This window comes from Actinomycetota bacterium (genome assembly GCA_035640355.1).
GTDB lineage: Bacteria > Actinomycetota > UBA4738 > UBA4738 > HRBIN12 > CALGFI01.
The window spans coordinates 66,563-87,390 of the sequence record DASQWI010000019.1 but is presented as its reverse complement, the minus strand read 5'-3'; the positions used below and the strand labels follow the sequence as shown (position 1 = coordinate 87,390).

General features: G+C 67.8%; 17 protein-coding genes, 4 tRNA genes and 1 pseudogene. 14 read left to right on the top strand and 8 right to left on the bottom strand.

Going from position 1 to position 20,828, the window contains the following annotated elements; genetic code table 11:
* Positions 1 to 99: 99 nt before the first annotated feature.
* Positions 100 to 645, bottom strand: coding sequence for a hypothetical protein (locus VFA08_10800; protein HYZ14070.1), 546 nt, complete (start codon positions 643 to 645; stop codon positions 100 to 102).
* Between the two features lie 115 nt (positions 646 to 760).
* Here VFA08_10800 and VFA08_10795 point away from each other — a divergent pair, with 115 nt between their 5' ends.
* From VFA08_10795 to VFA08_10775, 5 genes are all read left to right on the top strand, one after another.
* Positions 761 to 1,501 carry a hypothetical protein gene (locus tag VFA08_10795; protein ID HYZ14069.1) on the top strand — a complete coding sequence of 247 codons (741 nt, stop codon included), beginning with the start codon at positions 761 to 763 and terminating at the stop codon, positions 1,499 to 1,501.
* 135 nt (positions 1,502 to 1,636) lie between these two features.
* On the top strand, positions 1,637 to 4,843 hold the full coding sequence (locus VFA08_10790; GenBank protein HYZ14068.1) for an adenylate/guanylate cyclase domain-containing protein: 3,207 nt from the start codon (positions 1,637 to 1,639) through the stop codon (positions 4,841 to 4,843).
* Positions 4,844 to 4,914: 71 nt separating this feature from the next.
* Entirely contained in the window at positions 4,915 to 6,543 is a 1,629-nt protein-coding gene (locus VFA08_10785; GenBank protein HYZ14067.1) for an NAD+ synthase, read from the top strand.
* Between the two features lie 13 nt (positions 6,544 to 6,556).
* Positions 6,557 to 6,631, top strand: a tRNA-Lys gene (locus tag VFA08_10780).
* 105 nt (positions 6,632 to 6,736) lie between these two features.
* Positions 6,737 to 8,038, top strand: coding sequence for a sigma-70 family RNA polymerase sigma factor (locus tag VFA08_10775; protein HYZ14066.1), 1,302 nt, complete (start codon positions 6,737 to 6,739; stop codon positions 8,036 to 8,038).
* A gap of 193 nt (positions 8,039 to 8,231) precedes the next feature.
* On the opposite strand, the gene VFA08_10770 is transcribed toward VFA08_10775, so the two are convergent.
* Positions 8,232 to 8,462, bottom strand: a complete 231-nt coding sequence (locus tag VFA08_10770; GenBank protein HYZ14065.1) for a hypothetical protein — start codon at positions 8,460 to 8,462, stop codon at positions 8,232 to 8,234.
* Positions 8,463 to 8,796: 334 nt separating this feature from the next.
* On the opposite strand from VFA08_10770, the pseudogene VFA08_10765 reads away from it, so the two are divergent.
* Positions 8,797 to 9,075: pseudogene (locus VFA08_10765) on the top strand (DUF192 domain-containing protein).
* Positions 9,076 to 9,123: 48 nt separating this feature from the next.
* On the opposite strand, the gene VFA08_10760 reads toward VFA08_10765, so the two are convergent.
* A complete protein-coding gene (locus tag VFA08_10760; GenBank protein ID HYZ14064.1) occupies positions 9,124 to 9,288 on the bottom strand; it encodes a hypothetical protein in 165 nt (54 codons plus the stop codon).
* 136 nt (positions 9,289 to 9,424) lie between these two features.
* On the opposite strand from VFA08_10760, the gene VFA08_10755 reads away from it, so the two are divergent.
* A tRNA-Glu gene (locus VFA08_10755) sits at positions 9,425 to 9,497 on the top strand.
* Between the two features lie 18 nt (positions 9,498 to 9,515).
* Positions 9,516 to 9,591 (top strand) — tRNA-Asp (locus tag VFA08_10750).
* Positions 9,592 to 9,613: 22 nt separating this feature from the next.
* Here the strand turns inward: VFA08_10750 and VFA08_10745 are convergent.
* Positions 9,614 to 12,805, bottom strand: a complete 3,192-nt coding sequence (locus VFA08_10745) for an adenylate/guanylate cyclase domain-containing protein (protein HYZ14063.1) — start codon at positions 12,803 to 12,805, stop codon at positions 9,614 to 9,616.
* Positions 12,806 to 12,896: 91 nt separating this feature from the next.
* On the opposite strand from VFA08_10745, the gene VFA08_10740 reads away from it, so the two are divergent.
* Positions 12,897 to 13,277, top strand: coding sequence for a hypothetical protein (locus VFA08_10740; GenBank protein ID HYZ14062.1), 381 nt, complete (start codon positions 12,897 to 12,899; stop codon positions 13,275 to 13,277).
* A 97-nt stretch (positions 13,278 to 13,374) separates the two neighbouring features.
* A tRNA-Phe gene (locus VFA08_10735) sits at positions 13,375 to 13,447 on the top strand.
* 21 nt (positions 13,448 to 13,468) lie between these two features.
* Here VFA08_10735 and VFA08_10730 read toward each other — a convergent pair.
* Entirely contained in the window at positions 13,469 to 14,269 is an 801-nt protein-coding gene (locus tag VFA08_10730; GenBank protein ID HYZ14061.1) for a hypothetical protein, read from the bottom strand.
* A gap of 112 nt (positions 14,270 to 14,381) precedes the next feature.
* Between VFA08_10730 and pdhA the strand changes: the two genes are divergently transcribed.
* From pdhA to VFA08_10710, 4 genes are all read left to right on the top strand, one after another.
* Positions 14,382 to 15,440 carry a pyruvate dehydrogenase (acetyl-transferring) E1 component subunit alpha gene (gene pdhA, locus VFA08_10725; GenBank protein ID HYZ14060.1) on the top strand — a complete coding sequence of 353 codons (1,059 nt, stop codon included), beginning with the start codon at positions 14,382 to 14,384 and terminating at the stop codon, positions 15,438 to 15,440.
* Positions 15,433 to 16,419: an alpha-ketoacid dehydrogenase subunit beta gene (locus VFA08_10720; GenBank protein HYZ14059.1), complete on the top strand. Its 987-nt coding sequence runs from the start codon at positions 15,433 to 15,435 to the stop codon at positions 16,417 to 16,419. The genes pdhA and VFA08_10720 overlap by 8 nt, the downstream gene beginning before the upstream one ends.
* Positions 16,419 to 17,558, top strand: coding sequence for a dihydrolipoamide acetyltransferase family protein (locus tag VFA08_10715; GenBank protein ID HYZ14058.1), 1,140 nt, complete (start codon positions 16,419 to 16,421; stop codon positions 17,556 to 17,558). The genes VFA08_10720 and VFA08_10715 overlap by 1 nt, the downstream gene beginning before the upstream one ends.
* Before the next feature lie 65 nt (positions 17,559 to 17,623).
* Entirely contained in the window at positions 17,624 to 17,833 is a 210-nt protein-coding gene (locus VFA08_10710) for a hypothetical protein (protein ID HYZ14057.1), read from the top strand.
* 7 nt (positions 17,834 to 17,840) lie between these two features.
* Here the strand turns inward: VFA08_10710 and VFA08_10705 are convergent, their stop codons facing one another.
* The 3 genes from VFA08_10705 to purF form a co-directional block, all read right to left on the bottom strand.
* Entirely contained in the window at positions 17,841 to 18,221 is a 381-nt protein-coding gene (locus VFA08_10705; protein ID HYZ14056.1) for a response regulator, read from the bottom strand.
* 126 nt (positions 18,222 to 18,347) lie between these two features.
* Entirely contained in the window at positions 18,348 to 19,343 is a 996-nt protein-coding gene (purM, locus tag VFA08_10700; protein HYZ14055.1) for a phosphoribosylformylglycinamidine cyclo-ligase, read from the bottom strand.
* A 39-nt stretch (positions 19,344 to 19,382) separates the two neighbouring features.
* Positions 19,383 to 20,783, bottom strand: coding sequence for an amidophosphoribosyltransferase (gene purF / locus VFA08_10695; protein ID HYZ14054.1), 1,401 nt, complete (start codon positions 20,781 to 20,783; stop codon positions 19,383 to 19,385).
* Positions 20,784 to 20,828: the final 45 nt, after the last annotated feature.

Genomic DNA, 20,828 nt, shown 5'->3' with positions numbered 1-20,828 from the left:
AGCTGCTGGCTCGATTGCCCTTCCACAGTCATCCCCCAACTGCGGGACGTGCGGTGGATTTGCCTCTCGCCTCAGGCACGCCTCAGTTGACAGCGAGCGCTACCGCCGGGAGACTTCTTCGGCCATCCTCCGGTCGCCCGGACGGGGGACAGCAAATGCATTGGTCCGGCGACCCGTCAGGAGGCAGATTGTGAAGCTCGCTACTCCCCGTTGGGGTGCGCCATTCGTCCTTACCGCCCTTCTGTTGCTGACAGGCCTGATGGCGCCAGCCGCGCTCGCCGTTCCATCGACCGCGACGGCGAGTATCACGGCTTCATCGCCCCCGGCAGAGGCGGGCGCGACCCAAGACTTCACGTTCTCGCTCGCGCCATCAAGCGGCCAGATCAGTTCGTTCAACCTAACTGCACCATCAGGTTGGAGCATTTCCCCTCTCGTGTCGCCGCCTGCCGGCGTCACCCGGCCGTCGGCCTCGCAAATCCAGGGCCGGAGCCTCAGCATCTCCTCCTCGTCTCCGTTCACCCTCAGCTTCACGGCCCAGGCTGCCTGTAGCCCGGCGAGTGCGGCGTGGTCGGTCGCCGCGAGATCGGGTCCGAACTTCAACGGCTCTTCGTTCGACATCAACGAGCAGCCGACGACGACGCTCACGCCTTCGTGCACCGCCGAGTTCGTTACTGGGCGCCAGCCGGCGGACGCGGAGTTCGGGGCGAACACCAGCGGGCCGAGTCAGAACATCACGAGCGCCCCGTATACGGCAGACGGCTTGGCGATCCAAGCGATCGTGAAGGACGGCAGCGGGGCACCCCGGCCGGGTATCTCGGTCACCCTCGCGTTCGCGACCAACCCGACTGGCGCCACGCTGGCCGGGTCGATCTCAGCGGTGTCGAACGGCAGCGGCGTCGCGACGTTCGACGGCACGTGTGGCACGTGCTCGCCCATCACGATCAACAAGATCGGCCAGGGGTACAAGCTGAAGGCCACAGGTACCGGCGTTGTCGGGACTCCGCAGACGGACGTCTTCGGCGTCTATCAAGAGGGCGAAGCGTGCACGACCACTCCCTGCGTGGTTCACGGACACAACGGCAACAACAGCATCAAGACGACGGTGTCTGCAGGTGCCGGTGGTGACCTGGGGACATTCGTTTCGGCTGACGTGAACGTTGCGTGCGCCGGGTACACGCCGCTCACGGGCGATGCCGTCGTCTGGAAGTACACAGGCGGTGGGTCACAGACGATCGTCATCGACTTGAGCAAGAGCATCATCCGGCAGATCGTCGATCGAGGCTCGGACCACCTCGACTTCTGCTTCGACAGCGAGGGCAAGCCGTTCACCGACAAGTTCGGCGACGATCACTGGGGAGACTCGGGGAACGACACCAACGGGCTGCTCTCCGACTGCAATACGGGCATCGATCCGCTCAATTGCATCGTCTCGCAGACCGGACTCAACGGTGGTGGCCGCCGGGTCACCGTCATCGTGGCGGACGGTCGAGGGAAGATCTAGACGGCTCGATCGACAGATCAACCGCGAGGGCCGATCCGAAGGATCGGCCCTCGCGCATCTCCGCAGTAGACGCTTCGCGCTCGATAGTTCGCACGGTCCCTCCCCCGCGCCGGGAGACGCTCATACACTTGCCGCGTGCAGATCTGTCCCAACTGCGGCGAGGAGAACCCCGATCGGTTCCGCATCTGCGGGATCTGCGGGACCAAGCTCGCCGTTGAAGAGGTCGCACCGGAAGTTCGCAAGACCGTCACGATCGTCTTCAGCGACCTCAAGGGATCGACCGCGCTCGGGGAGGCGCTCGACACGGAGTCCGTCCGCGAGGTCCTGAACGTCTATTTCAACGAGATGAAGGCGGTCCTGGAGCGGCACGGCGGCACCGTCGAGAAGTTCATCGGCGACGCGATCATGGCCGTCTTCGGGCTGCCGACTCTCCACGAGGACGACGCCCTCCGTGCGGTCCGCGCCGCGCTCGAGATGAAGGCCACGCTCGAGGTCGTGAACGACCGCCTGGAGCAGGGGTGGGGTGTCCGTCTCGAGAACCGGACTGGGGTCAACACCGGCGACGTCGTGGCGGGTGACGTCGCCTCAGGTCAACGACTCGTGACCGGCGACGCGGTGAATACCGCGGCGCGGCTCGAGCAAGCCGCACCGGCGCTCGAGATCTTGATCGGGGAGCCGACGTACCGCCTGGTGCGAGACAGCGTCGAGATCGAACCGGTCGAGCCGCTCGAGCTCAAGGGCAAGGCCGAGCCGGTACCCGCGTACCGGCTGCTGTCGGTCCGCGCCGTCGACGATGCCATCAGCCGCCGGATGCACGCGCCCATGATCGGCCGGCTCGAAGAGCTCGAGAGTCTCACGGGCGCGCTCGACAACGTCGAGGCGCATGGCCGACCGCGGTTGGTCACGGTCGTCGGGCCCGCCGGGGTGGGCAAGTCTCGCCTGCTGCGCGAGTTCCTCGACAGGGAGGCTGACCGGATCTCCGCCGTGCGCGGCCGATGCCTGTCCTACGGCGACGGCATCACGTTCTGGCCTTTGGGAGAGGTGATCAGACAGGCAGCCGACATCTCGGACGACGATCCGCTCGAGACGGCGCGCGCAAAGCTCTTCACGCTGGCCGGCGAGGAGGGCCGCGATGCCGCGGAGCGCGTCGCGGCGGCGATCGGCCTCTCGGATGCGACGTTCCCCGTGCGGGAAACGTTCTGGGGTGCGCGCCGTCTCCTCGAGGTCGTCGCGCGCGAGCGTCCGACGGTGATGCTGATCGACGACATCCACTGGGCCGAGCCGACCTTCCTGGAGCTCCTGTCGTACTTGCTGGAATCGGTCGAAGCTCCCGTGCTGATCGTCTGCTCGTCGCGACCGGAACTGCTCCACGACCAGATCGAGTGGGTCGACGACAAGGAGCACGCAACGTGGATCACGCTCTCGCCTCTCTCCGAGGATGAGAGCGCGCGCGTCGTCGAGAACGTCCTCGGGGCGGCGCTCGACGAGCGGCTGCGTGCCCGGATCATCGAAGCGGCTGAGGGCAACCCGCTGTTCGTGGAGCACATGGTCTCGATGTTGATCGACGAGGGCGTCCTTCGCCGTGACGAAACCGGTGCCTGGATGATCGTCGGCGACCAGCGCTCGATCACGATTCCTCCCTCCATCCTGGCGCTTCTCACGGCGCGCCTCGACCGGCTGTCCACGGCGGAGCGCACGGTGATCGGTCGCGGCGCGGTGATCGGACAGGTGTTCTTCCGGGGCGGTGTCGAGTACCTCGTTGGCGAGCCGACCCGGCCGCTCGTCGAGGCCAGCCTCGGTGGTCTGATGCGAAAGGAACTGATCCACCCCGGCGAATCGATGTTCGCTGGTCAGGAGGCCTACCGGTTCGCGCACGTCCTGATCCGGGATGCCGCGTACCTCGGCCTGCTGAAGCGGACGAGGGCCGAGCTACACGAACGGTTCGTCGACTGGCTCGAGGAGGTCACGACCGACCGAATCAAGGAGTACGAGGAGATCCGGGGCTACCACCTCGAACAGGCGTACACCGTCCTTGTGCAACTGGCGCCCGTCGACGATCACGCGCGTCAGCTCGGGCTGCGTGCCGCCGGGTATCTCGCGTCCGCCGGACATCGAGCGCTTGCACGGGCGGACCTCCACGCCGCGTCGAACCTGCTGCAGCGAGCCGCGACCTTGCTTCCCGCTGAGGACGAACGGCGGTCGCGTCACCTCCTCGACGCCGGCGAGGCGCTGATGGAGCTCGGCGAGTTCCGTTCGGCCGAGATGTTCCTTCAAGCCGGCATGGACTCGGCCGCCCGACGAGGGGACGCAGGGCTCGAGGCGACCGGTCGAATGATGATGCTCAGCCTCCGATACGAGACCGCGCCCGAGGAGAGCGGCGCGGACGTCGTAGCGGAGGTCGAGCGGACCATGCCGCTTCTCGAGGAGCTTCGGCAGAACGAGGGGCTCGCACGCGCGTGGCGCATGCTGACGCTCGTCCACTGGGAGGCATGCCGGTGGGGTTCGAGTGAGACAGCGGCGCAGAGGATGGTCGAGTACGCGCGTCGTGCAGGGAACACGCAGCTCGAGGATCGGGTCTTGCCGGCCCTCGCCACGTGTGCGCTGTACGGACCGACGCCGGTACCCGACGCCATCGAACGGTGCACCGAGATCCTCGGGCGGACGGGATCCGACCGGAAGGCCGCCGCGGTGACGAAGCGGGCGCTCGCGCATCTCGAAGCCATGCGAGGACAGTTCGACCGCGCCCGTGAACTGTGTCGGGAGAGTCGATCTTCCCTCGAGGAGTTGGGGTGGAAGGTACAGGCCGCCGTCACGTCTCAGTCCTCTGGGCCGATCGAGCTCTTGGCAGGCGATCCGGCCGCCGCGGAGGTCGAGCTCTTGCTCGACTTCGCCGCCCTCGATGCCATGGGCGAGAAGTACTACCTGTCCACCACCGCAGCGTTCCTCGCGGAAGCGCTGTACCAGCAAGACCGTCTCGAAGATGCGGCCGGCTACTGCGCGATCTGCCGCGAGCTCGCCTCGCCGGACGACATCTCGTCGCAGTTCCTGTGGCGCTCGATCCAGGGGAAGGTCCTCGCCCGAACGGGTGACCTCGAGAACGCGCAGTCGTTGGGCAAAGAGGCGGTGGCACTCATCGACCCGTCTGAGGATCCCGATGCCGCAGCATCGACGCTGCTGGATCTCGCCGAAATCTACGAGCTTGGCGGCAGGCTCGACGATGCTCGAGACGCCGCACGCCAGGCCGAGACGCTCCTCGATGCAAAGCAGGACATCGTCTCTCGCGAGAGAGCGCGGAAGCGGTTGGCGTCCCTGGGATCGGTCCACGAACCCTTGGGTGGCTAAACCGGTCGATCTCGTTCGCGTCTCGACCTGGGGTGCGGAGGAACGCTGGCCCACGGCTAGGCTGAGCGGCGATGGTTCGCATCGCGCTCGGGCAGATCGATCCGTCGGTCGGCGATCTCGAGGGCAACGTGGAGCTCATGACCGCGTGGGCGTCTCGAGCCACCGAGGCCGGCGCCGACGTCGTGGTCTTCCCCGAGCTCGCGATCACGGGGTACCCCCCGGAAGATCTGGTGCTGCGGCCGGCGTTCGTCGACGACAACCTCTCGGCGCTCGAGCACTTGGCAAAGCGGACCGCGGGCGGCTGCTCCATCGTCACCGGCTTCGTCGATCGGACCGACCGAGGGCTTCACAACGCGGCGGCGCTCGTGGCAAACGGCGAGATCGTCGCCCGCTACCACAAGGTCAAGCTGCCGAACTACGGGGTGTTCGACGAGCAACGAACGTTCGTTCCAGGCGATGCCGAATGTGCAGTGCGCCTCGCCGGCTCCGAGCTCGGGCTCTCCGTGTGCGAGGACGCGTGGGCGCCCGGCCCGCCATTCGACGCGTACGCCGCCCGAAAGACCCCGATCGTCCTCAACATCAACGGCTCGCCGTATCACCGGGGCAAGGCGGGAGAGCGCATCGAGATCGCGCGCGATCGCGCACTCGAGACCGGCGCATGGATCGTGTACGTCAACACCATCGGTGGCCAGGACGAGCTCGTCTTCGATGGGGGAAGCATGGTTGTCGCGCCGGACGGAACGCTGCGGCACCGCGCCGCGATGTTCGAGGAGGACCTGCTGATCGTCGACATCGAAGGCGACCGCTCGATCGCCGAGGATCGGCCCGAATGGCCGGGCGAACCAGAGGACATCTACCGCGCCCTCGAGCTCGGTCTCGGCGACTACGTTCGCAAGAACGGGTTCGAGGGGGTGGTGCTCGGGCTGTCCGGTGGAATCGACTCGGCGTTCGTCGCCGTACTCGCGACGGACGCGCTCGGCGCCGGGTCCGTTCGCGCGCTCACGATGCCGTCGCGGTACTCGTCGGCGGAGAGCACCGAGGACGCGACGGAGGTCGCACGTCGCCTGCGGGTCCGGCTCGACGAGGTGGCCATCGACGACGTCTTCTCGGCATACCTCAACGCGCTGCGGGAGCCGTTCCACGGAACCGAGCCCGGCCTTGCCGAGGAGAACATCCAGGCGCGAATCCGGGGCAACCTGCTGATGGCCTTCTCGAACCGGTTCGGCTCGATGGTGCTCGCGACGGGGAACAAGAGCGAGTACGCCGTGGGGTACGCCACACTGTACGGAGACATGGCTGGCGGGTTCGCACCGATCAAGGACGTCCCCAAGACGCTCGTCTACAAGTTGGTGCGGTGGCGGAACGCTCAGGGACCGGGCGAGGGACCGATCCCCCACCGCGTCGTCGCGAAGGCACCATCGGCAGAGTTGCGGCCGGACCAAAAGGACACGGATTCGCTTCCCCAGTACGAGCAGCTCGACCCGATCATCGAAGCGTACGTCGTCGAGGATCGTTCTCCGGAGGAGATCGCCACGTCGGGCGACGATCCGGAACTCGTCGAACGCGTCGTCCAGTTGATCGACCGAGCCGAGTACAAACGACGGCAGGCCGCGCCGGGCATCAAGATCACCCCGAAGGCGTTCGGCCGCGACCGCCGCATGCCGATCACGAACCGGTATCGCCCGGACGCAAGCCCGTAGACTCGTCAAGCACGGGGCGGTAGCTCAGTCTGGTCAGAGCAGGGGGCTTTTAACCCTCGTGTCGCGGGTTCGAATCCTGCCCGCCCCACGCGTCTCATTCATCTGGCTCGGCAGGACGGCTTCCTGATACCGGCAGGTAGGTCTGACCTTCCTGGAATGAAGCCGACCGGGGCTCCCGCCGATAACTGCTTGGATGCTCGGTCCGAGTTGGGGGTCCGTGCTCGCGGCCTGCCGAGTGGGCGCCGAGTGGGCGTGGCGGCAGGTTTATGAGGATCTCGCGCCGGCGCTCCTTCGGTACCACCGCGCGCGAGGTTCCGCCGACCCCGACGACCTGGTCGGCGACACGCTCGTCAGGGTTGTGCGTGGGCTACCCGCGTTCGAAGGCAACGAGGAACAGTTCCGAGCGTGGGTCTTCGCGATCTCGCGTCGACGCGCGATCGACATCGGTCGTTCGGTGCGTCGCCATCCGGTCCACCCTGTCCCCTCCGAGGACCTCATCGCGCAGGCGCCCATCGGCGACGCCGAGGACGACGCCATGCGCTCGCTCGACGAGGAGCGGGTTCGCGTTGTGCTCGACGGGCTCACGCCTGACCAGCGGGACGTGCTCGTGCTCCGACTCGTGACCGACCTCACCATCGATCAGGTGGCAACCGTGATGGGGAGGTCGCCCGGCGCGGTGAAGGCGCTGCAGGCTCGTGGACTCGAGCACGTCCGCCGACAGATCTATCGCGGAGCCGTGACCTTTTCAGCCCCTGCTTGCGTTTCCACCAATGAGATGAGCAGCCATCTGGACCCCGACGAGCGCTTCGCTCTGGACCTTCGGACGGCGTTCCCCCCCGCCGCGATGCCTAAGGAACTCGCCGAGGAGCACGTCGTGGCGATGATGGCCGAGGCTCAGCTCCTCGCCGAGCAGGGAGCCACCCCGGCGCCGGCGAGCCGTCCGCAAGTCGCCAGTGAGCGACTCCAGGTACGGAGGAGGAGATCGATGCGAGGACGAATGCTCAGGCGGGTGATCGCAGTGGCCGCCGGACTGGCTTTGTCCCTCGGAGGTGTGGCAATGGCGGCTGCGCTCACCGGGGACGAAACGGGCGACGATGACCAGGCGACCCTGGTGTCGACCGACGATCCGGCGGGCGACGTCGAAGAAAGCGAAGACGTCGACGAGGCCGAGGCGGCCGACAGCGATGACGCCGACGCCGACGAGCAAGGTGAGGACGCCGATGATCAAGGCGAGGACGCCGATGATCTGGGCGAAGATGGTGACGACCAGGGCGAAGACGGTGAGGACCAGGGCGAGGACGGTGACGACCAGGGCGAGGACGGAGACGACCAGGGCGAGGACGGAGACGACCAGGGCGACGATGCCGATGACCAGGTCGAGGACGCCGATGATCAGGGCGACCAGGGCCAAGACTCCGACGACGACTCGGACGATGACTCGGACTCCGACTCAGACTCCGACGAGGGCGATGGAGGCAACGGCGACGATCAGTGATTCGCCGGGATCCGACTACTTGGTCCGGATCTCCTAAACCGCAGATTCACCGTTGAGCGGAAGGGTGGGCACCGCGCCCACCCTTCCGATCTGTTCAGCATCGGAGTGAGTGAGCACCGAACAATGGGCCGCTCGAGACAGACAGCGACGGCCCGCTACTTCTAACGTTTAACGTCGAGGTGGGAGCACCCTTCTAGCTGCCGAGCGCCGCCGAACCGTCGTCCTCGGTCTTGCCGCCGGCGTGCGCCTGTCCGGCCGCCATGTTCTCGAGCGCGTGCGCCGGCGGTCCACCGCCGTGTCCGACAGCCACCATCGGCTTGCCGCAGTCGCTGTGTGCGGCCTCGCGGATCTGAATGGCGGCGCCATCGGCGGCGACGGCGCTCACGTAATCGCCGTGCGTCCAGTTACCGGGGAGCGAGGACACGGCCGTGAGATCGCACGACCCCGCGTTGTGGAATCGATCGATCGGCCCACCGTGAACTCCGGCGTCCTGCTCGTTAGCCTCAGCGTTATTGTCTTGCCCAAGAGGCCCTCCGGCAGGCGACCGGGCGGCGAGGAAACCAGCTGTGGCAATGCCCGACACACCAAGAACCGCCATGACCACGAATGCGACAACACCTCGCCTCACACGAGCCTCCTTTGTCTTCTCGGAGAAGCATCGGCAGGGGCGAGCGCCCGGTCAATGGTCCGATCGGACGTTTCGTAGGCCGGATGACCTAGCACCGAGCTTCGTCGGCGCTGCGCGCTAGCGTCCGCCGATGTATGTGGTGGCGGCGGTAACGCCCCGAGGTGACGCCCTTCTGTGCCGTGTGGCGGAGGCAGGCCCCGACCGGCGAACGGGACTGCGGAACGCAACCGACCTCTCGCCCGAGGCGGCCCTCCTGTTCCCGAACGCGACCTCGGTTCATACGTTCGGCGTGCGGTTTCCGATCCTGGTGGCGCGCCTCGACGATGCCTTCACGGTCGTCGACGTTCGCAGAGTTCGCCCGGGGCGGTTCGTCCCTCCGATGAGACGAGCGAGCCACGTTCTCGAGTGCAACGAGGACGTCGACCTACGGGTGGGGGATGTGCTTCGGATCGGCCGGTCAGCTGGCGATCGCGCGAACGAGCGCGAACACCACCATCGAGACAACCGTCAAGGCGACGACAACGATCGGAACGAGATGCGTGGCCCAAGCCGGGAGAGCGACTGGTTCGCGGCGGGTGGAGTCGGGTTCGACGAACCCCAGGAACTCCAGCAGAGACCGCATCGATAGAGGCATCGGCAGCAGTTCTCATGATCTGAAGCCAGACGCCGACCTCTCCCCCGGTTCGAGCGCAACGCCGTCGCTATACTTCGGGCGCTGCCCTCGGGCCGGGGGTGGGGGCGAGCACGGTCCGACCCAGGCCCCCATCGTCTAGCGGCCTAGGATTTCGCCCTTTCAAGGCGGCGACACGGGTTCGAATCCCGTTGGGGGCACACAACTGAATAGAACACGCGCCCGTAGAGGAGCCTGGCCGTCCTCACCGCCCTGTCAAGGCGGAGATCGCGGGATCGAAGCCCGTCGGGCGCGCTACGAACGAACCGCGATCGCTCTAGCCGAGCGCCGCGAGCCTGCGTCTCGTCGAGTCGGCCGCCACCTCGTTCCCCTTGGCCTCGTAGCGTTCGAGAGCCTTGGCAAACGCGGACGCAGCGTCCTGCGACTCGTTCGCCGCCCCGTGAACCTCGCCGAGGGCGATGAGCGTGTCGGCCCGCATGTTCAGGTCGTCCGTCTGTTCCGCCAGCCGTACCGCCGTCTCCGCGAGCGCCCTGGCCTCGTCCGGTCGTCCGCGAGCCGACAACACTCGAGCGAGGGCGCTCCGCCACATCACCTGCGTCGACACGTCGTCCTCTGCGCCGGTCTTCTCGCTCAATGACGCGGCGTCTTCGGCTTCGTCGAAGCGTCGCTGGTCGACGAGGGCGTGCGCGAGCAGCGCGGCGACCGTCGACGCGAATCCTTGCTCTCCCATCTCGGCCGCCTGATCGAGGCCGGAGCGCAGCTCGCGCTCGGCGGCGACCGGATCGCCCGCGAGGAGCTCGATCGAACCGAGCGTCTCGGAGACGAACATCGCGCGCAGCTGCAGTCCGAGCTCGTCGTGGAGCGTCCGGGCGCGACGTGCGAGCTCACGGGCTTCGTCGAAGCGTCCGCGCATCGCGCGCGCGACGGCGAGCGCGCGGTGAGCGGGAGCCTCGTAGCCCGTGCCGCTCCACCTCTCGAGGACCTCGTTGCACCTGCGCTCGATCTCGTCGCCCGGCGCCGGTCCGTACGCGCCCGAGCCCGTGTAACGGCCGAGCGCGTCGGCCTCCTCACGACGTGCTCCCGCCTTTCGAGCGTGCTCGATGGCCCGAGACAGCGCGTCGTCGACGGCGGCGTAGCGCGCGTGCGCCCAGTTGAGGTCCGCCACCAACAGCCACGCCCGAGCTACGCCGAGGTCGTCGCCCAAGCTCTCGAGGATCGAGATCAGGCGCTCTGCCTCCGAGAGCTCACCGGCTAACAACTTGGGATCGGTGGACTCCAACAACAGCAAGCGTTGGATCGCGGCGTTGGCCGCCGTTTTCTCATCGCCAGCCGCCAGCCCGAGCTCTTCGGCCTGGTTCATGACGGCCTCGGCGGCAGAAAGGTCTCCGAGCTCGGACAGCGCCTCGCCGAGCGCGAGCAACACAGGGCGTCGCTCTGAATGGTCTCGAGGGAACAGGTCCGCGCCGCGCCGAAGCAGCTCGGCGGCGGCGGAAACATCGCGGCGGTCCATCGCCCGCAGGCCGGCAGCCGTAAGCGGCCGAGCGGCACGAACGGCGAGTTCCTCGACAGTCTGCCGCGGTGCACCCAGCTCCGCTCGGTACCGCACGGACTGCTCGAGGTGGTATCCGATGACCTCGTCGAGCTCGTTCGCTCGGTCCCGCGTCACGCGCGCGACCCACGTCGCGAACCGCTCGTGGAGCTCGGCACGCTGCTCTTTCGGCGTCGCTCGATAGGCCGTTTCCTGGATCAGGATGTGATGGAAACGGAACGCGTCCTCCCCGCCGAAGTTCGAGCGGTCCGGGCGCACCAGATCCTTGCGAACGAGGGATTGCAGGTGTCCTCCGATGCGCGGTCGGACGTGGTCGGGCGCGATATCCGCAACGGCGCCCCACCAGAACACCTTGCCGATCACCGACGCACATCGGATCACCACCCGTTCTTCATCGGAAAGCCGGTCCAACCGTGCACTGAGGAGCGCGTGGATCGTGTCGGGGACGCGGACCGTGGCGAGATCACCCTCGACGACCCAACGAGTTCCCTCGCGACGCAGGACACCGTCGTCCTCGAGCATCCGCAGCATCTCCTCGAGGAACAACGGGTTGCCGCCCGCGGCGTCGGAGATGCGAGCGAGAGCGCTGCCCTCGAGCTCGGCCGCTCCCGGACCAAGAAGCCCCTCCACGAACCGAACCGTGTCCTCGTCGCCGAGCGGCTCGAGCATCAGCGTCTGCGCTCGCGAAACGCCGCCCCACGACGGCCGCGATTCGAGTAGGTCGGGTCGAGCCAGACAGACCAAGAGCACCGGCGCGTCGCGCGTCCACCCGGAGACGTACTCGACGAGATCGAGGAACGTCTGCTCGGCCCACTGAACGTCGTCGACGATCGCGACGACGGGACGGTCGCGCGCCAGCCAGGCGAGGAACCGGCGGATCGCCCAGAACGTCTCCTGCGGTCCCGCGTCCACCGTTCCGATCCCCGTCACTTCGGCCAGGCCGCGCACGATGATCTCGGCGTCTTCGGCGCCGTCGAGGGCGGCCGACAGCTTCGCCTGCGCGACGTCGCGTCGTTCGTCGTCCGTGATACCGCAGGCGCGTTTAACCAGCTCCGCCACGGGCCAGAACGTGATGCCCTCGCCGTACGGCAGACAGCGTGCGCGCAGCACGACCGCGTCGCCCTCGAACGACGTCGCGAATTCCCGAGCCAAGCGTGACTTGCCCACGCCGGCCGGTCCGACGACGGTGACGAGGACGCACTCCCGAGTGGAGATGGCGCGTTCGAACGCCGAGCGAAGGGCGGTGAGCTCGCGCTCACGGCCGACGAGCGGCGGATCGGGTCGAGCACCGATCGCATCGGCGCCGGGCTCGACCGATCCCAGTCGATACGCGACGACCGGGGATCGCCGTCCCCTCAGCTCCATGGGGTCGGTCGGCGTGGCGACGACGTGGTCGCGAACGAGGGCGTACGTCGTGGGTCCGAGGAGGATCTGGCCCGGCTCCGCCGCCCGCTCCAGACGCGCCGCGACGTTGACGGCATCCCCCACGACGAGCGAGTGCCCCGCCCCGGGATCTCCGACCACGACCTCGCCGGTATTGACGCCGATCCTCGCCTGGATCTCCGTGCCGAATCGCTCTCGGAGCTCGACGTTCAGCTCGCCGAGCGCCCTGACCATCGCGTCGGCCGCTCGCACCGCGCGGAGCGCGTCGTCCTCGTGCAGGCGAGGAACGCCGAACACCGCCATCACGGCGTCGCCGATGAACTTCTCGACCTGGCCGCCGTGGCGTTCGAGCTCGTTGCGCATGCGACGGAAGAAGCGCGCGATCAGCTGCCTGGTCGATTCGGGATCGAGCTCTTCTCCCAGCGCCGTGGAGCCGACCACGTCGCAGAACACGACGGTTACGGTCTTGCGATCGGCCTCCGGCGCGGGCCCGGTCCCGGCGAGAGGTGACGCGCACGACATGCAGAAGCTCGCATCGGCGGGATTGGCCCGGCCACACGTCGCGCAGACAACCATCGCAGGAGTGTAGGCCACCGTTTCGAGCGGTTTGCCCCGAAAGGACGAGCGCGCCTAGTGTGCCGACGGTACGCGGGCGAGGGAGGGAACGATGGGAACAGAGGGTGCCGGCTACGACTTCCCGGTCGTGAGCGACCGGCCGGGCGAAGAGCTCATCGGTGCGCTCCCGGGGTCGACGGTGATCGTCGACGAACCCATCTATTCGCCGGAGGCACCGGACCCCTTTGGCCACGGGGACGAGGAGATCGGAACCGTGACGATCGTGCAGTTCAAGGGCCAGGGGAAGCGGATCCCGTTCGCCGCGCACTTCGCCTTCAACGACGGGGACTCGGTGTCCCTTACTGGATTCGTCCCGGGGGATGGATCGTGGAAGGGTAGGGGCGTCGTGGCGTACGGCGGTGGAACCGGCAAGTTCGCCAGCCGCGCAGGACAGGTCGACCTGCAGAGCGACAACCCGAAGCGGTGGGGGTAGCCGCCGTCCGGCGCGGTATCCTTGGCCGACGCGCGCAACGTCCGAACGAGAGGCGATCTCCAGCAGCCGATCGTCGGTCCCGCCGATAGCACTCGCCGGCCAGGTAGCTCAGTTGGCAGAGCACGCGGCTGAAAACCGCGGTGTCGGCAGTTCGATTCTGCCCCTGGCCACGAACACCGGATCGTTCCGTGTCAGTTGACGCTCTCGCGGCTTCGCAGCTCGGCTGAACGAGCGGCGGCCGCCTGATACAGCTCCGCGGAGCGCGTGAACTCCCTCGCCCCGAGCGCCTTCAGCGCGTCATTCACGTCCCGCGCGCTGTGATCGTCGTCCATCTCGTCCCACGTCATGAACTCGCACAGCCCGCCGTAGTCGAGCTCGAGCAGCGCGGTCGTGTCGAACGCTGTCAGCCATTGATGAACCTCGACCACGAGCTCCGCCATCGGGCCGAGCTCGCTGTGGCGAAGCACCGGAACGGATCGCTCGGCGCGCCGGAGCGCTTTCCGTACGGTTGTCAGGTAGGAAAGCCGGTGCGCTTCGTGCACCTCTCGGATCCGACGCTCGTCGTCGTCGAACAGGACGAACCACCTGACCGGCACGTGCCACGGGCTCTCCATGATCGCCGCGAGCTGTCCGGGGTTGCGCCGGCGCATGCGGCCCAGCTCGCGCCGCGCGCGGCGCGCTGCGCCGTCGGGAACGAATGCCTCCGAACCCTCGAACGGCGTACCGTCGTGAAACGCGAGAAGTCCCGCGAGCACGCGCAGGCGCGTTCGCTCGGGGCAGACGAAGAACGCGCCGTCGATGACCTTCACGTGCGCTTGCTCAGGGCTCGATGGAGTGAGAAATCCGAGGCCGTCGCGCGTCGCCAGATCCGTGTAACGCGGCGCCACCGCTCGCGGCGCGCCCTCCACGATGTATCGCTCCCAGTACGCCATCTCCTCCGCGGCGAACGCGTCGAGCGGCTGGTAGACGCGCAATTCGGCGGCCGGGATCACGGCGCACGAGTGTATATCCTCTCGTCCGCCCGCCGTTGCGAGGGGTCACGGGGGGTAGCGCAGTGAGCGAAGCGAACGTTGTGCGTGCCCCCGTACTGAGGAGACTCCGCGCGTGAGCCGCGACATTTACGGCGTTTCGATGGTTCAGATCCTCGCGCCGGACGGAACGCCGACCGCCGACACCGGGGTCGGCCTCGACGATGAACGGTTGCGCGATCTAATGCGCTTGATGATCCGAGCGCGCCGACTCGACCGCGAATGCATGGCGCTACAGCGACAGGGTGAGCTGACGGTCTATCCCCCGTTCGAAGGGCAGGAGGCGGCCCAGGTGGGCAGCGCGTTCGCGCTCGGGGCCAACGACTTCGTGTTCCCGTCATTTCGGGAGCTCGCAGCGGCCGTCGTTCGCGGCGTGGACGTCGTCGAGTACCTGGAGTATCACCGCGGCACGTGGCACGGCGGTCCGTACGACCCGATCGAGAACCGGTTTGCGCCGATCTGTGTTCCGGTTGCCACGCAGATCGTCCACGCGGTCGGGTGGGCCCTCGGGGCGAAGCTCGACGGACTCCCCGCGTGCGCGCTCGCCTACTTCGGCGACGGTTCTGCGTCAGAGGGCGACTTCCACGAAGCCGCGAACATGGCCGGCGTGTTCGGCGCGCCGGCCATTCTGTTCTGTCAGAACAACGGGTGGGCCATCTCGGTGCCGCTTGCGGAGCAAGCGGTCGCGCCGATCGCGAGCCGCGCGAGCGGCTACGGGTTCGAGGGCGTCCGCGTCGACGGGAACGACGTGCTGGCGGTGTACGCCGTCACAAAGACGGCAGTCGAACGGGCACACGCCGGCGAGGGCCCGACACTGATCGAGGCGGTTACGTACCGGATCGGTCCGCACTCGACGGCCGATGACGCATCCCGCTATCGAGACGACGACGAGGTCGCGGCGTGGCGTGCGCGCGATCCGATCGACCGCTTCCGCCGATACCTATCGGGTGCCGGCGTCGCGGACGATGCGTTCGTGCACGAGTGCGAGTCAGATGCGGCGCGCTGGGTGGCGCAGATCCGCGCGAAGCTGATCTCACTCGAGGCCCCCGCAGCGTCGGAGATCTTCGACCAGGTGTTCGCCGCTCCGCCGCGAACGCTGGAACGGCAACGCGATGCTTGGTCCGCCGATGCCTGATATCACGATGGTCGCGGCGCTCAACGCCGCGCTCCGCGACGCTCTCGAAAGCGATCCTCGAGCGCTCGTTTTCGGCGAGGACGTCGGTGAGCTCGGAGGCGTATTCCGTGTCACCGAAGGTCTGCAGCAGAAGTTCGGCCGGGAGCGCGTGTTCAACACGCCGATCGCCGAAGCGGGCATCGCCGGGATCTGCGTCGGTCTGGCGATGGCTGGATGGCGTCCGATCGCCGAGATGCAGTTCGATGGGTTCAGCTACCCCGCGCTCGACCAGGTCATCAGCCACATCGCGAAGTACCGGCTGCGGACCAGAGGCCGGGTCTCGATGCCGATCGTGATCCGTATCCCCTCGTTCGGTGGGATCAAGGGGAAGGAGCACCACGGCGAGAGCCCCGAGACGTACTACGCACACACCGCAGGCCTGAAGGTCGTCGTGCCCGCGGACGCCATCGACGCGTACCGACTGCTTCGCCTGTCCATCGACGATCCAGATCCGGTCGTCTTCCTGGAGCCGAAGAGCCGGTACTGGTCGAAGTCGCAGAACGGACCCGAGGCGCTCACGACGGACGGGCCGCAGATCGGCGTGGCCGTTGTGCATCTACCCGACGGCGGCGACTGCACGATCGTCACGTACGGAGCGATGCGCGCACGGTGCCTCGACGCGGCGAGATCGCTCGCCGAGGACGGCATCGGTGTGCGCGTCGTCGACCTTCGATCACTCGTTCCGCTCGACGTCGAGACGATCAGCCGCTGTGTCGTCGAGACCGGGCGTGCCGTCGTCGTGCACGAAGCCCCGCTCACGCTGGGGTTCGGCGCGGAGATCGCGGCGCTGATCATGGAGGAGGCCTTCGATCATCTGGAGGCCCCGGTCGCCCGCGTCACCGGACCCGACGTTCCCTACCCCCCGGCGTCGCTCGAGCAGGAGTACCTCCCGAGCGTCGAACGTATCGTCGCGGCTGTCCGCCGAACCATCGAGTACTGATGGCCGCTCGCGTCTTCGTGTTGCCCGACCTCGGCGAGGGACTCGAGGAAGCCGTGGTCACGCAGTGGCTCATTGCCGAAGGTGACGAGGTCGAGCTCAACCAGCCGATCGCGGAGGTCGAGACGGCGAAGGCCGTCGTCGAGGTGCCGTCTCCGTTCGCGGGGAAGGTGGCCCGACTGCACGTAGCCGCCGGCGCGACGCTCACGGTCGGATCTCCACTCGTCACGTTCGACGTCGCCGGAACGGAAGAGCGGCGGGAGCCGTCGGGGCCAAGCGCTTCGGATGAGCAGTCACGCCCAGTTGCTTCGATGTCAGGCGGATCGCACGTCGCGACGACGCCTGCCGTGCGGAAGCTCGCCAAGGACCTCGGCGTCGACCTCGGATCCGTCACGCCCTCGGGTGCAGGCGGTCGCGTCACGCGGATCGACGTCGAGACCGCGGCGGGTGTCGAGCGTGCAGCGAGCGACCTGGAGAACGTCGAGACAGTTCCCGTCACCCCGGTGCGGAAGGCCATCGCCAACCGGCTCGCGCAGGTCGCCGCCATCCCTCACGTCACCACGTTCCGCCACGTCGAGTGCTCGGCGCTCGAGACCGTGCGGGGCGAACTCGGCGTGTCACCACTCCCCCTGTTCGTCGGCGCGCTCGCCGAGGTGTGCGCCGATCACCCCCTGCTGAACTCGAGCTGGGGCGGCGACCGGATCCTCGTCCATCGCGCCGTGAACGTCGGCATCGCTACAGACACCGAACGAGGACTCGTCGTGCCGGTCGTGAGGGACGCCCGTGCCAAGACGGTCGCGCAGATCGCTGAGGAGATCGCCTCGCTCGCCGAGCGGGCGCGCGCGAACGCCCTTTCGCGGGACGCTCTTGCCGACGCGACGATCGCCGTCACGAACACCGGGAGCTATGGATCGGAGTTCGGCACTCCGCTGCTCAACCCAGGCCACGCCGTCACGATCGCGCTCGGCGTGATCGAGCCGCGCGCACTCGTCGTCGACGGACGGGTCGAGGGTCGACCTGCGTGCACGCTCTCGTTGACGTTCGACCATCGAGTGCTCGACGGCGCGACGGTCGGCCGGGCATTCACTGCGCTCGTCGATCTGCTCCAGTCGTCGGAACGGCTCTCGAACCTCCCGCGCTAGGCTTTCCCGGGGGTACGCACGCCACTCGCCTCGCTCGCTCTGCCTTTGGCCGATATCCTCGACTCGTGAAGCGAGAGAACCACGTGACGCCCGCGGACGTGGGAAGGCGCGTCTCGTTCCAGTTCGAGCTCCCGAACGGGTTCCTCGGCGAGGCCGTCGGCGTGCTCGAGTACTACGACGAGGGAGCCGAGACGTACATGGTTCGCCGGAAAGACGGCGAGCTGGCGCGCGTGCCGGTGCGCGGGATCCGGTTCGGGAAGCTCGTCGAAGGCTGACGGCTCGTCAGCCCTCGAGTCCGTGGATGATGCCGATGAGCTCGTCCATGCTGAAGGGCTTCGCCACGAACGCGTCCGCGCCGAGCTCCATGGCCTTGGCTCGATCGCGCCGGCTCGAACGGGCGGAGACCACGACGACCTTGGGGCGCTCGTCGGCAGGGAACTGCCGGACGCGCTCGAGCACGGTCCATCCGTCCATGACGGGCATCATGATGTCGAGCAGCATCATCGAGGGCCGTTGCTCGGCGATCTCCTCCAAAGCCTCCTCGCCGTTGCGGGCGGCGTAGGTTCGGTATCCCTCGGCCTCGAGGCTGAACTGGAGCATCCAAAGGACCTGCGGCTCGTCGTCCACGACGAGGACACTGGTCGTCGTCTTCGTGGCGCTCATCTGTGTAGGTATCGGCCGCAGCTCGTTGCTCGAAGATGCGACCAAGGGACCAACTTCGTTCGCCTGGACGGCCTCCCCCCGACGCCCGACGCGCCGGCACGGATCGGCGTCCCGCTCCGCGTCGCGTCACCCGCGCACTACACGTCCGATCTCGAAGGACGCGGATCCCCCAGCCTTCCCCCGAGAGATCACCTCAGCGGTGCGATGGGCAGGTACGACGAGGATCATCCCGACGCCGAGGTTGAACGTCCGGCGCAGCTCCTCGTCTCCGGCACCTGAAGCCTCCGCGACAAGGTCGAACACGGCAGGAACCGGCCAGCTGCGCCAGTCGATGTCGGCGTGGAGACCGGCCGGCATGACTCGCGGAACGTTCTCGACCAGCCCACCCCCGGTCACGTGCGCGGCGGCGTGGACGACACCGTCGCGCGCCAGCCCCAGCACGAGTGGTGTGTAGACCGCCGTGGGCTCGAGCAACTCGTCTCCCAGCGACCGGCCGAGCCGCGGTAGGACGTCGTCCAGGCGGTACCCGCCGTCTTCGAGGAGCGCCTTGCGGACGAGCGAATAGCCGTTCGCGTGCAATCCGGTCGAAGCGAGCCCGATCAACACGTCGCCTTCCTGAACGCGGTGCGGCCCCAGCATCGTGCGCTCGTCGACGACGCCGACGCAGAATCCCGCCAGATCGAGCTCCTCCGGACGCATCGTTCCCGGGTGTTCGGCCGTCTCGCCGCCGAGCAACGCGCAGCCGGCGCGGCGACACCCGTCGGCGACTCCCGTAACGATCGCCGCAACGTCCTCCGGCACGAGGCGTCCCGTCGCGACGTAGTCCAGGAAGAACAGCGGCTCGGCGCCCGTACACACGACATCATCCGCGCACATCGCCACGAGGTCGACGCCGATCGTGTCGAGCCGGCCGGCCGCGAGCGCGACGCCGAGCTTGGTCCCCACGCCGTCGGTTGCCGCGGCGAGCAGGCGATCCTCCGAGATGCGGAACAGGCCGGCGAATCCTCCGACGCCCTCGATGACCTCCGGACGAGTCGCTTCGCCAGCGAGGTCCCGTATCAGGCCGACGGCACGGCCCGCGGCGTCGAGGTCGACACCGGCGCGGCCGTACGCATCACTCATCGCGACGACGCGAATCGGCGCCGACCACGCACGCGATAATCACGACTTCGCGGGATTCTCGAGGAGGAACTTGCCGGCGTACTCCGGGATGGGGATCGGATACTCCCCGTCGAAGCACGCGCGACAGAACTCGCCGCCGCCCTGTCCAGTGGCGGCAACCATTCCTTCGAGGGAGAGGTACCCGAGCGAGTCCGCGCCGACGTACCGGCGGATCTCCTCGACCGCCAGATCCGAGGCGATGAGCTCGGAGTGGCTCGACATGTCGATCCCGTAGAAGCACGGCCACCGGATCGGCGGGCACGTGATACGGGTGTGAACCTCGGCCGCGCCCGCCTCGCGCAGCGCCTGAACGAGCTGACGCGTCGTCGTTCCCCGGACGATCGAGTCGTCAATCACGACCAACCGCTTGCCGGCGATCGCGTCCGGGATGGGGTTGAGCTTGAGCTTCACCCCCCGTTCGCGAAGTGTCTGCGACGGCTGGATGAACGTCCGTCCGACGTATCGATTCTTCATCAGGCCTTCGCCGTACGGGATACCGGAGACCTCGGCGAACCCCTGCGCCGCGGAGTGTCCGGTATCCGGAACGGGGATCACCAGGTCGCCGTCGGCGGGCGCCTCGATCGCCAGCCGGCGCCCGAGGTCGCGGCGAACCTCGTAGACCGTGCGACCGCGAAGGCGGGAATCGGCGCGCGCCAGGTAGACGTACTCGAAGATGCACAGCGCTTGCCGCGGGCTCTCGGCGAAGCGCGTCGACTGCAACCCGCGATCGTCGATTCGAACGACCTCGCCGGGCTCCACGTCGCGAACGAACACCGCGCCCACGATGTCGAGCGCACACGTCTCGGACGCAACGACATAGCCGTTCGTCAAACGGCCGATCGACAGAGGGCGCAGCCCAAGAGGATCGCGCACGGCGAACACGCTCCGCTCGTTCATCATCACGAACGAGAACGCGCCCTCCAACGTTGGTAACACGTCGAGCGCTGCGGCCTCGAGGCCACCGTCCCCGAACCGCGCCAGCAGCGTGGCGACCAGGTCCGAGTCCGTGGTCGCCCCGCCCGCCCGCGCCGCGCGCTCGGCGAGCTCGAGCGTGTTGACGAGGTTGCCGTTGTGGCCGAGCGCGAGCGACCGGATGCCGTCGGTCTTGAAGGCGGGCTGCGCGTTCTCCCACGTCGTCGAGCCCGTCGTCGAGTATCGGTTGTGGCCGATGCCCAGATCTCCCTGCAGCGTCGTCAGCGTCGCCTCGTTGAAGACCTGGGAGACGAGGCCGAGCTCCTTGTAGACGAGGAGATGCTCGCCATCGGATACCGCCATGCCGGCGGATTCCTGGCCGCGGTGCTGCTGCGCGAAGAGGCCGAAATAGATGAGACGGGCGACGTCTTCGCCCGGCGCCCAGACGCCGAAGAGGCCGCATTCGTCTTTCGGACTCTCCGCCCCCACGCGCCGCGATGCTAGCACCGGCCTCCGACGGGTCCGGGATGCACG

Coding starts and splice junctions, on each gene's coding strand:
- VFA08_10785 (HYZ14067.1), top strand. CDS start 4,915: ATGGTTCGCATCGCGCTCGGGCAGATCGATCCGTCGGTCGGCGATCTC.
- VFA08_10775 (HYZ14066.1), top strand. CDS start 6,737: ATGCTCGGTCCGAGTTGGGGGTCCGTGCTCGCGGCCTGCCGAGTGGGC.
- VFA08_10760 (HYZ14064.1), bottom strand. CDS start 9,288: ATGCGGTCTCTGCTGGAGTTCCTGGGGTTCGTCGAACCCGACTCCACC.
- VFA08_10745 (HYZ14063.1), bottom strand. CDS start 12,805: ATGGTTGTCTGCGCGACGTGTGGCCGGGCCAATCCCGCCGATGCGAGC.
- VFA08_10740 (HYZ14062.1), top strand. CDS start 12,897: ATGGGAACAGAGGGTGCCGGCTACGACTTCCCGGTCGTGAGCGACCGG.
- VFA08_10720 (HYZ14059.1), top strand. CDS start 15,433: ATGCCTGATATCACGATGGTCGCGGCGCTCAACGCCGCGCTCCGCGAC.
- VFA08_10715 (HYZ14058.1), top strand. CDS start 16,419: ATGGCCGCTCGCGTCTTCGTGTTGCCCGACCTCGGCGAGGGACTCGAG.
- VFA08_10705 (HYZ14056.1), bottom strand. CDS start 18,221: ATGAGCGCCACGAAGACGACGACCAGTGTCCTCGTCGTGGACGACGAG.
- purM (HYZ14055.1), bottom strand. CDS start 19,343: ATGAGTGATGCGTACGGCCGCGCCGGTGTCGACCTCGACGCCGCGGGC.